Annotated in this window: 3 protein-coding genes; all 3 read left to right on the forward strand. The window is 72.0% G+C overall.

The features are described 5' to 3' along the window. Positions 1 to 3,485: amino acid adenylation domain-containing protein (locus tag ABD340_RS23660; RefSeq protein WP_344591675.1), on the forward strand; the 3,485-nt coding region annotated here is incomplete at its 5' end. Beyond that, the gene (locus ABD340_RS23665; RefSeq protein ID WP_344591676.1) at positions 3,482 to 9,772 is read left to right on the forward strand and encodes an amino acid adenylation domain-containing protein; all 6,291 of its coding nucleotides are present in this window, start codon (positions 3,482 to 3,484) and stop codon (positions 9,770 to 9,772) included. The genes ABD340_RS23660 and ABD340_RS23665, both read left to right, overlap by 4 nt. After that, the coding region (locus tag ABD340_RS23670) for a condensation domain-containing protein (RefSeq protein ID WP_344591678.1) at positions 9,769 to 11,827 on the forward strand (2,059 nt) is incomplete at its 3' end. The genes ABD340_RS23665 and ABD340_RS23670, both read left to right, overlap by 4 nt.

Genomic DNA, 11,827 nt, shown 5'->3' on the forward strand with positions numbered 1-11,827 from the left:
TCGACGCTCTGGTGACCGAACGAGACCGCTCCCGGACACCGCTCTTCCAGGTGTTCTTCAACTACGTGCTGCGCGACAGGGACGACGGCCCCGGCACGGCGTACGGCGTTCCGTTCGAGGTCACCGGTGACGAGCCTCGGGAGACTCTCTTCGATCTGACGCTGACCGTCGGTGACAGGGGTGAGGGTGCCCTGTCGGGCGAGCTCGAGTTCAGCACTGCACTGTTCGATGCGGTGACCGTGGAGCGGATGGTCGGGCATCTGGGGGTGCTGTTGGACGGGGTCGCGGGGGATCGGCGGTTGTCCGAACTGCCGATGCCGGCCTCGGTTGAGCAGGGGTTCGGCCCGGCCGTTGCCGAAGCGGCCGACGTCCGGGCGCTGATCGCGGCTGCCGATCCGGAGTCGGTCGCGGTGCGGTGTGGCGACGATGCGCTGACCTATGCGGAGTTGCTGGGGCGGGCGGATCGGCTGGTGTCCCATCTGCGCGGTGTGGGCGTTGGACCTGAGTCGGTGGTGGGGCTCTGCCTGGAGCGCGGTGTCGATCTCGTGGTCGCAGTGGTGGCGGTGTGGCGTGCGGGCGCCGCATATCTGGCGTTGGATCCGGAGTACCCGCCGGATCGGCTGGCGTTCATGGTGTCCGACAGCGGTATGCGCGTGCTGGTCGGGCATCGGACGGTCGCGCAGGGCGTGGCGGATGGCCTGACCGTGGTCTGGCTGGATGACCCGGAGATCGAGGCTTGCCCGGCGGCGGACCCGGTACCGGTCGACGCGGTGGGCCTGGCGGCGGTGATCTACACCTCCGGGACGACGGGGTGGCCGAAGGGCACGCTGGTCACGTTCGGGTCGTTGGCGATGGTGTTCGCGGCGTGGCAGGCGGCGCACTTCGAGCCTGGATCCCGTTATCGCTGGTTGTCGTTGGCGAGCGCGAGCTTCGATGTGTTCACCGGTGACGTCGTGCGCGCGTTGTGCTCGGGTGGAACGTTGGTGCTGGGCCGTGTCGGGTTGCAGCTCGACGTCGCCGAGTGGGCGGCGCTGATGTCGGCTGAGCGGATCAACGCGCTGGAGTCGGCACCGCGTTACGTGGACCAGCTGGTCGAGCATGGCCGGCGGCTGGATGATCTGCGGCTTGTGGTGGTGACCACCGATGTCTGGCGGACCGGTGCCGCTGCCCGGGCCCGCGAGGTGTTCGGGCCGGAGGTGCGGGTGCTGACCGCCTACGGCGTCACCGAAACGACCATCGACTCCACCTACAGCACGGTGACCGTTCTCGCGGAGAATGGGGCCGATCGTGCGGTGCCGATCGGTGGGCCGCTGCCCGGCACTCGGCTCTATGTGCTGGATGCGCATCTCAACCCGGTGCCCGTCCGGGCACCCGGCGAGTTGTGGATCGGCGGCGAGCAGGTCGCTCGCGGCTACGGGGGCCGACCGGCGTTGACCGCGGAGCGTTTCGTGGCTGATCTGTTCGCGGGCGACGGGTCGCGCCTGTATCGCACCGGTGACCGGGTGCGGTGGCTGCCGGACGGGCGGCTGGAGTTCCTGGGGCGTGTCGACGAGCAGGTGAAGGTGCGTGGTTTCCGGATCGAGCCGGGCGAGGTAGAGGCGGTGCTGGCCGCTCATCCCTTGGTGGATTCGGCCGTGGTGGTGGCCGCGGGCGAGGGCGCCGATCGCCGCCTGGTCGCCCACCTGGTCTCGGCCGATCGGGCCGACGGTGTCCCGGACGTGGGTGGGCTGCGGGCGTTCGTGGGGGAGCGGCTTCCCGCGTTCATGATCCCCTCGGTGTTCACCGAGCTGGCCGAGCTGCCGCTGACTCCCAACGGCAAGATCGACCGGGCCGCGCTCCCGGCGTTGGAGGGGAGCAGGGTCGGGTCGGCCACCGCGTACGTGGAGCCGCGCACCGAGGTCGAGCGGGTGCTCGCCGAGGTGTGGACGCAGGTGCTGGGCGTCGAGCAAGTGGGGGTCGAGGACAACTTCTTCGAGCTCGGCGGCGACTCGATCATGAGCATCCAGGTCGTCGCGCGGGCTCGCGAACGCAGCGTCCACATCACGGTCGTCCAGGTGTTCGATCATCAGACCGTGGCGGGCCTCGCCTCGGTGGCGAGCTCGGAGAGCCCGGTCGACGCCGAGCAGGGCCTGGTGGTGGGCGACTTCCCGCTGTCGCCGATCCAGCGGTGGTTCCTGGAACGGGAGCTGCCCGAGCCGTGGCATTTCAACCAGTCGATGGTGTTGGCGGTCGCCGAGCGGGTCACGCCTGAGCGGTTGCGGCAGGCCCTGCACACGGTGGTCGAGCACCACGACGCCTTGCGTTCGCGGTTCGTCCGTGACGAGGGCGTTTGGACCGGCCGGATGGTCGCCGTCGAGCCCGGCGAGCTGCTGTGGGTCGTCGAGGGTGACGACTGGGCCCGCGGCGCCGAGGCACAGGCCGGCCTGGATCTGTCGGACGGCCCGCTGCTCCGCGCCGTGCTCTTCGAACGCGGCGAAGCGAACCAGGTGCTCCTGATCGTGGCGCACCACCTCGTCGTGGACGCGGTGTCGTGGCCGATCCTGCTGGAGGACCTGTCCCTTGCGTACGAGGGCGCCGAACTGCCGGCCAAGACGACGTCCTTCAGGGCATGGTCGCAGCGGCTGACCGAGCTGGCAGGCTCCATCGACCCGGCCGAGGCCGGCTACTGGCGCGAGGTCGAGGCCGCCGCCGGCGCGTTGCCGCGCGACCACGACGGCCCCAACACCAACGCGCTGGCCAGGAGGATCTCGGTCACCCTCGGCGCCGAGCAGACCGGGCGGCTCCTGCACGAAGTGCCCGCGGCGTTCCAGACACAGATCAACGATGTGCTGCTGGCCGCGCTCGGGATGGTGCTCGCGCCGTGGGCCCGTACGGAGCAGGTCGTGGTCGACCTGGAGGGGCACGGACGCGAGGACGTCGGCGCCGACATCGATCTTTCGCGGACGGTCGGCTGGTTCACCATCGTCCACCCGGTGGTGCTCGGCGCGGCGGCCGACGGCGACCTGGGCGCGGCGCTGCGGCGCACCAAGGAGAGACTACGGGCCGTCCCACGCAAGGGGCTCGGCTACACGTTGCTGCGCCACCTCACCGGCGAGACCCCCCTTGGCCCGGCGCCGGAGATCGGCTTCAACTACCTCGGCCAGACGACGCAGGCGACCCGGTCGGCCGGACGGTACCGGCCGACCGGGCGGCGGATCGGCGAATCCGAACCGGCGGACGCCGACCGTGCCCACCTGCTCTCGATCAACACCCAGGTCGCCGGGGGCCGCCTGGAGATGGTCTGGACGTACGGCGGCCAGGTCCATGAGGAGGCCACGATCGGCAGGCTGGCGCGGCGTTACACCGAAGTGCTCGGCGACCTGATCGACCACTGCCTCAGCGCCGGCGTCGGCGGCTACACCCCGTCGGACTTCCCCCTCGCCGGGCTGGACCAGGACGCTCTCGACCTCATCCAGCGGCGTTTCGACTCCGGAGGTTCACCATGACGGCGTCCAACCGCACGATCGAGAACATCTACCCGCTGACGGGAATGCAGCAGGGGATGTTGCTCCATACCCGGCTCGCCCCGGAACCGGGCATGCACTGGGCGCAGTACGGCTACCTGCTGGAGGGGCGGCTCGACGAGGCGGCCCTGCGCCGCGCCTGGGAGATGGTCTTCGAACGGCACGAGGTGTTGCGCAGCACGGTGGTGTGGGACGGGGTGCCCGAACCGGTGGCGGTCGTGTCGCGGTCGGTTCCGCTGCCCTGGCAAGTGGTGGACGCGTCCGGCCTCGACGCCTACCTCGCCGCGGACCTCGCGCGCGGCGCCGACTTCGCCGAGCCCTCGCTGACACGCATCGCGCTGATCCGGCTGGCCGCCGACCGGCACCAGATGGTGTGGAGCCACCACCAGATGATGCTGGACGGGTGGAGCGTCCCGATCGTGATCGGCGAGGTGCTGGAGGCCTACGACGCCTTTCGCGCGGGCCGGCGGCCGCGGCTGCCGGTGCGTACGCCGTTCCGGGAGTTCGTGGCCTGGGTGGCGCGGCATGATCTGGAGGACGCGCGGCGCTACTGGCGCGAGCACCTGGCGGGAGTCGGCGAACCGACGTCGCTCGGGGTGGAGCGCGCCACCGGAGACGAGGGACAGGCCCTGTACCCGGTGAAGCTCTCCGCCGCCGTGCGCGGCGACGGCCTCGTGGAGTTCGCGCGGTGCCGGCGGCTGACGCTCAACAACGTGGTGCAAGGCGCGTGGGCGCTGCTCATGTCGATCTACAGCGGATCGGACGACGTCGTGTTCGGCGTGACGTCGTCGGGGCGAGGCGGCCAGGTCGACGGCATGGACTCCATGGTCGGCCTGCTGATCAACACCACTCCGGTACGGGTCCGCCTCGACCGCGACCGCCTCGTGGCCGACTGGCTCGCCGCGCTCCAGGACGAGCAGGTGCGGGGCCGGGAGTTCGAGCACACCCCGCTGGTGACGATCGCGGCGAGCGGCGGCCTGCCCGCCGGCTGGCCGCTGTTCCACAGCCTCTTCGTCTTCGAGAACTATCCGGTGGCCGATCTGGAGGACGGCGCGGAACGCTCGGCGGCGAGGGGGCTGCGGGTGGACCGCAACCTGGTCGGCCAGCGGGCCGACCAGCCGCTCGTGGCGATCGCCGGGTGGCAGCCGGAGTTCACGATCCGGCTCGCCTACGACCGGGCCCGCTATGACGCCGCCACGATCGCGCGCCTGGCCGACCACCTGGCCGTCATCCTCGACGCCGTCATCGCCGACAAGGGGTACCGGGTCGGTGAGCTGCCGCTTCTGACGGAGTCCGAACGCGCGACGATCCTCGACGAGTGGACCGACACGGTCGTGCCGTTGCCGGATGCGGGCGGCGTCCACGAACTGATCGCCGCCGAGGCCGCGGCGCGTCCGGACGCGGTGGCGGTGGTGTGCGACGGCGTCCGGCTCACCTACGCCGGTCTGATGGAGCGGGCCGGGCGCGTGGCGCACTACGTGCGTGGGCGGCGGGGCGTACGCGCCGAGGCCGTCATCGGACTCTGCCTCGAGCGAGGCATCGACATGGTCGTGGCGATGCTCGGGGTCTGGCAGGCCGGAGGCGCCTACCTCCCGCTGGACCCGGACTATCCGGCAGAGCGGCTGGAGTTCATGCGGGCGGACGGCAGAGCGGAGGTTGTGATCGGCCCGCACGAGATGGCCACCGCCCTGGCCGGACCGTCCAGCGCTCCCGGCCCGATGACCCATCCCGATCGGCTCGCCTATGTGATCTACACGTCGGGATCGACAGGACGTCCCAAGGGCGTGCATGTCACGCATGGCGGCGTGGTGAATCTGGTCGCGGGGCAGACTCCGGTTTTCGGTGTCGGTCGTGGTGATGCGGTGGTGCAGTTCGCCTCATTCGGTTTCGACGCCGCCGTGTCGGAAGTGTGTGTGACGCTCGCAGGCGGCGGGACTTTGGTGGTGGCGACGGCTGAGCAGCGGGTCGAGCCGAGTGCCTTGGCACGTCTGTTACATGCCGAAGGCATCGCGGTCGCGACGGTTCCGCCATCGCTGTTGCGGGCGCTGCAGCCGGACGGGGTGGACGACGCGGTCACGCTGGTGGCAGCCGGGGAACGGCTGGATGCGGGTCTGGCGGAGGCCTGGACTCGGCGGCATCGTCTGCTGAACGCCTATGGTCCGACCGAGGCGACGGTGTGCGCGAGCGCCGGTGTGGTGGAGGACGGGGTGCCCTCGATCGGGGCGCCGATCGCCAACACCCGCCTGTACGTGCTGGACGAACGGCTTCAGCCGGTGCCGGTCGGGGTGACCGGGGAGCTCCTGGTCGCCGGTGCGGGTGTCGCGCGTGGCTATGGCGGGCGCCCGGCGCTGACGGCGGGGCGGTTCGTACCCGATCCGTTCGCCGGTGACGGCTCACGGCTGTATCGGACCGGCGACCGGGTGCGATGGTTGCCGGAAGGCCGGTTGGAGTTCCTCGGCCGCGTCGACGACCAGCTCAAGGTCCGGGGCTTCCGGATCGAGCCGGGCGAGGTGGAGGCGGTGCTGGCTGCTCATCCCCGGGTGGGCGCGGCCGCGGTGACGACGTTCGGTGAAGGCTCGGGATGCCGGCTGGTCGCCCACATGGTCGCGGCCGACCAGGCCGACGGCGTCCCGGCCGTACATGAATTGCGGGCGTTCGCTGGGGAGCGGCTGCCGGGGTTCATGGTGCCGTCGGTCTTCACCGAGCTGGCCGCGCTGCCGCTGACACCGAACGGCAAGATCGACCGGGCGGCGCTGCCCGCTCCGAACGACACCCGGCCGGCGTCGGCCGGGTATGAGGCGCCCATCACCCCGGCCGAAGAGCTTGTCGCGGGCGTCTGGGCTCAGGTGCTGAAGGTGGACCGGGTCGGCGCCACGGACGACTTCTTCGAGCTCGGCGGGCATTCGCTCCTGGCGACCCAGGTCATGTCCCGGATCCGGGACGTGTTCGGGGTCGAGACGCCGCTCGCGGCGCTGTTCGACCAGCGGACCGTGCGCGGCCTGGCAAGTGCGGTCGAAGGGACGGCCGCCAAGGAGCCGGCGCCGCCACCGATCACGACCGCCGACCGGACCGAGCCGCTGCCGCTGTCGTTCGCCCAGCAGCGACTGTGGTTCCTGGACCAGTTGGAGCCCGGATCGGCTGAGTACAACGTCCCGTCGCCAATGGCGTGGACCGGCGCGCTGGACGCTCAGGCGCTGGGCGCCGCGCTGAGCGCCGTCGTCGCCCGCCACGAGGTCTTGCGCACCCGGCTGGTGGCCGGGCCTGACGGTGTGCCCCGCCAGGTGATCGACCCACCCGCGCCCGTCCCGCTGCCGGTGGTGGACGTCTCGGCGTCGCCCGACCCGGCCTGGGCGGCCCGGCGCCTGGTCGCCGCCGACGCGACGACCCCCTTCGATCTGGCCGCCGGACCCTTGGTCCGCGCCGCGCTGATCCGGGTGGGGTCCGGCGAGCATCTGCTGGCCATGGTCCTGCATCACGTCGTGGTCGACGACTGGTCGGTGCGCATCCTGCGCCGCGAAGTGTCAGCACTCTACGACGCGTTCGCGGAGGGTGAGCCGAACCCGTTGGCACCGCTCGCGGTCCAGTACGCCGACTTCGCGGTGTGGCAGCGGAACCGGCTGACCGGCGACGTCGTCGAGCGGCAACTGGACTACTGGAGGGACCGGCTCGATGGCGCGCCCGTGCTGGAGCTGCCGACGAACCGGCCACGGCCGCCCGTGCGTCCCAACGCGGGCGCGGTCGTCTCGTTCGACGTGCCGGAGCCGGTCGCGGCAGGACTGCGGAAGGTCGCGCGTGACGGCGGCGCCACGATGTTCATGACGCTGCTCGCGGCCTTCGCCGTGGTCCTGGGCCGCTACGGCGGGCAGGACGACGTGGTCGCCGGGACGCCGGTGGCGGGCCGCGACCGAGTGGAGACCGAGGACCTGGTCGGGTTCTTCGTCAACACGCTGGTCATGCGGGCCGACCTGTCCGGCGACCCGGCGTTCACCGAGCTGCTCGGCCGGGTGCGGCGGACCGCGCTGGACGCCTACGCCCACCAGGATCTGCCGTTCGAGCAGCTGGTCGACGCCCTGGTCACCGAGCGGGATCGTTCCCGCACGCCGCTCTTCCAGGTGCTCTTCAGTCACGTCACCGGTCATCCCGGCCGGGACGACATGGCCTCGGCGGACGGGGAGGCCGCGGCCGAGGCGCTCCCGGTGAAGTTCGACCTGATCGTGACGACGGCGGACGTCGCCCCGGGAGACGGTCTGGCCGGGGTGATCGAGTACAGCACCGCCCTGTTCGACGCGGCGGCGATGGAACGCCTGGCCGGGCATCTCGTCGCCGTGCTGGAGGCGGTGGCCGGGGACCCTGGCCGTCCGCTGTCGCGGCTGCCGATGCTGACGCAGGCCGAGCAAGATGCCCTGGCGGGCGAGTCGAGAGGCACGGCCGCCGTTGACGGGGTGCCCGAGCAGATCGTCGCGCGCGCGGAGACGGATCGGGACGCAGTGGCGGTCGTGTGCGACGGCGCCGCGCTGACCTACGGCGGACTGGTCGCGCGGGCGAACCGGCTCGCGCACCACCTGCGGGCCGCCGGTGTCGGAGCCGAGTCCGTCGTGGGACTGTGTCTGCCCCGGAGCATCGACATGGTCGTCGGAATGGTGGCGGTGTGGCAGGCCGGCGGAGCCTATCTGCCACTGGATCCCGAATACCCGCCCGAGCGGCTGGCCTTCATGCTGGCCGACAGCCGCGCTCGCGTCCTGGTCACGCGGGGCGACCACCTCGCAGGTGGCGAGACGACAGTGGTACGGCTCGATGACCCGGCAGTGGTGTCGGTGTTGGGGGCCTTGCCCGTCACGCCGCCGGGGGCGGAGGCACATCCGGGTCGGCTGGCGTACGTGATCTACACGTCGGGCTCGACCGGACGGCCCAAGGGTGTTCAGGTCGAGCACGCGAGTGCGGCCAACATGGCGGCCGCGCTCCGACCGGTGCTGGAGGCAGGGCCGGGCGTGCGCGTGCTGCAGTTCGCCTCGTTCGGCTTCGACGCCGCCTCGCTCGACGTCGCCGTCGTGCTGGCAGCCGGCGGCACGCTGGCCGTGGCGACCGCCGTGGAACGGGCCGAACCGGCGGCGCTGACCTCGCTCATCAACGCCGGGGGGCTGTCGGCCGCCAGCGTCACGCCTTCGTTGCTCGGAGCGCTCGACCCGGCCGAACTCCCCGGCCTGCGGACGCTACTGCTCGGCGCCGAACGGCTGACCGCGCAGGTCGCGGCCATCTGGGCGCCGGATCGGCGACTGGTGAACACCTACGGCCCGACCGAGACCACCGTCATGGTCACGACCGGGGAGGTGGGCCCGGAGGTCCACGAGGCACCCCCGATCGGCACACCGGTCCAGGGCGTCCGGCTGCTCGTCCTGGACGAGTGCCTCAGGCCGGTCCCGGCCGGGGTACCGGGCGAGCTGTTCATTGGCGGAGCGCAGGTGGCGCGGGGTTACGGTGGCCGTCCGGCCCTGACGGCCGAGCGGTTCGTGGCCGACCCGTACACCGGCGACGGGGCGCGCCTCTACCGCACGGGCGACCGGGTACGCCGCCGGGACGACGGGCGGCTCGACTTCCTGGGCCGCCTCGACCAGCAGGTGAAGGTGCGCGGGTTCCGGATCGAACCCGGCGAGATCGACGCGGCGCTCGCCGCCCATCCCGGTGTGCGGTCGGCGGTGACCGTGCCGTGGGGCGAGGACGGCGAGCGGCGCCTGGTCTCCTACCTGGTCCCGGCCGACCACGCGGCGGGCGTCCCGGCGATCGGTGAGCTCCGTGACCTGCTGCGGCGGAGCCTGCCGGAGTTCATGGTCCCCGCCGTGTTCGTCGAGCTCGCCGCGCTCCCGGTGACCCCGAACGGCAAGCTCGACCGGACCGCGCTGCCCGCCCTCGACGGGGCCAGGCCGGAGCTGGCGGGCGGCTACGTGGCGCCGTCGGGCGAGGCCGAGGAGGCGCTGGCGGAGATCTGGGCGCAGGTGCTGGGCGTGGACCGGGTCGGTGCCGTGGACGACTTCTTCGAGCTGGGCGGCCACTCGCTGCTGGCCACCCAGATGATCTCCCGCGTCCGCGCGCGGTTCGGGATCGAGATCCCGCTCGCGGCGTCGTTCGACCGGCCTACGGTTCGGGCCCTGGCGGCGGACGTCGAACAACGGATCTGGGCGGAGATCGAGAACCTGTCGGAGGCCGAGGTGCTCCGGTTGCTGGACGCCGGCCCCCCGGCCGCGACGACTGACGAGGATGGTGTTACGCGATGACGATCTCCCCTGCGGACCTGCTCGCCGAGCTTGAGGGCCGCGGTGTGCACTTCGACGTCACCGGGGGGCGGCTCCGCGTGTCCGCGCCCAGGGACACGCTGACCGCCGACCTGCGAGAGCGGTTGCGGGGGTGCCGCGAAGAGATCATCGAGCTGCTGCGGAACCGCGTGGGCCCGCGGGCCCGGCCGGTCACCCCCGCATCGCGGGCGGGCATCCTGCCGCTGTCGTTCGCCCAGCAGCGGCTCTGGTTCCTCGAGCGGCTCAACCCGGGCTCGACGGCGTTCAACCTGCCGACGCCGCTGCCGCTGACCGGGGACACGGACGTGGCGGCCCTGGGCGCGGCGTTGAGCGCGCTGGTGGCGCGGCACGAGGTGCTGCGCACGCGGCTGGTGGCGGGGTCGGACGGCGTGGCGCAGCAGGTGATCGATCCGCCGGAGCCGATCACGCTGCCGGTGGCCGACGTGTCCGGAGAGACCAGCCGGTACGGCGCGGCCGAGCGGGTGGCCGCACAGGTCACCGCGGTGCCGTTCGACCTGGCCGCCGGTCCGCTGCTGCGCGGCCTGCTGATCCGGCTCGGCACCGACGAGCACCTGCTGGTGCTCTCGACGCACCACGTGATCTTCGACGACTGGTCGACCCATGTGCTGCGGCGCGAGCTGACGGCGCTGTACGAGGCGTTCCGCGCGGGTGAGCCGGATCCGCTGCCGCCGCTCGCGGTGCAGTACGCCGACTTCGCGGTGTGGCAGCGCCAGTGGCTGACGGACGAGGTCCTGGACGGCCAGCTGGCCTACTGGAAGGCGCGGCTGGCGGGGCTGCCGGTCATGGAGCTTCCCGCCGACCGGCCGCGCCCGCCGGTGCGGTCGGGCGAGGGGAGGATGCTGACGTTCCCCGTGTCGCCGGAGACGTCGACGGGGCTGCGGCGGATCGCGCAGGCCGGTGGCGCGTCGATGTTCATGACCTTGCTGGCGGCGTTCTCGGTCGTTCTCGGGCGGCTGAGCGGGACCGACGACGTGGTGACAGGCACCCCGGTCGCGGGCCGCAACCGTGCCGAGATCGAGGGCCTCATCGGGTGTTTCGTCGACACGCTCGTGATGCGGGCGGACCTGTCGGGCGACCCGACATTCACCGACCTGCTGCGGCGGGTCCGTGAGGTCGCCCTGGGCGCCTTCGCCAACCAGGACGTGCCGTTCGAGCAGGTCGTGGACGCGCTGAACGTCGAGCGGGAGCGGTCGCGCACTCCGCTGTTCCAGGTGCTGTTCAGCCATGATGCCGCCGACGCCGACGCCGACGGACGAGGCGGCCGGGGCGGCCCGGGTGGCGCGGGTGGCGGGGGCGACGACGGCACCACGGCTCCGGGCGGCCCGGTGGCGGTGAGGTTCGACCTGACCATGCGGTTCGCGGGCGGTGCGGGTGGCCTGACGGGCGAGATCAAGTACAGCACCGACCTGTTCGGTGCCGCGACGATGGAACGCATGGCCGGGCATCTGGTCATGCTGCTGGACGCCGTCGCCGCCGATCCGGACCTGCCGTTGTCGCGGCTGCCGATGCTGACGGCCGCGGAGCGTTCCGAGCTGCTGGAGGAGTGGAACGACACGGGTGCGGCTGTTCCGGATGTGGGCGGCATCCATGAGTTGATCGCGGCGCGGGCGGGGCTGTGCCCGGACGCGGTTGCGGTGGTGGCGGGGGATGTGTGCCTGACTTATGCCGGGTTGGTGGAGCGGGCGGGTCGGGTGGCGCGTTATCTGCGAGCTGGGGGCGTCGGTGCCGAGTCGGTGGTGGGGCTTCGGCTGGAGCGTGGCGTGGACATGGTCGTCGCGGTGGTCGGTGTGTGGCTGGCGGGTGGTGCCTATCTGCCGTTGGATCCGGACTATCCGGCCGACCGGCTCGAGTTCATGCTCGCGGACAGCGACGTCGACATGACGGTCGGGTCACGCGAGATGGAGACCGCGCTGGCCGGTCCGTCCAGCGTGGGCGCGACCGTGACGCTTCCTGACCGGCTGGCCTACGTGATCTATACGTCGGGTTCGACCGGGCGGCCGAAGGGCGTGCAGATCA

It is taken from the genome of Actinomadura vinacea, assembly GCF_039532545.1.
GTDB classification, from domain to species: Bacteria; Actinomycetota; Actinomycetes; order Streptosporangiales; family Streptosporangiaceae; genus Spirillospora; species Spirillospora vinacea.

Excerpts from the sequence above, each read along its gene's own strand:
- ABD340_RS23665 (WP_344591676.1), top strand. The coding sequence starts at position 3,482 with ATGACGGCGTCCAACCGCACGATCGAGAACATCTACCCGCTGACGGGA.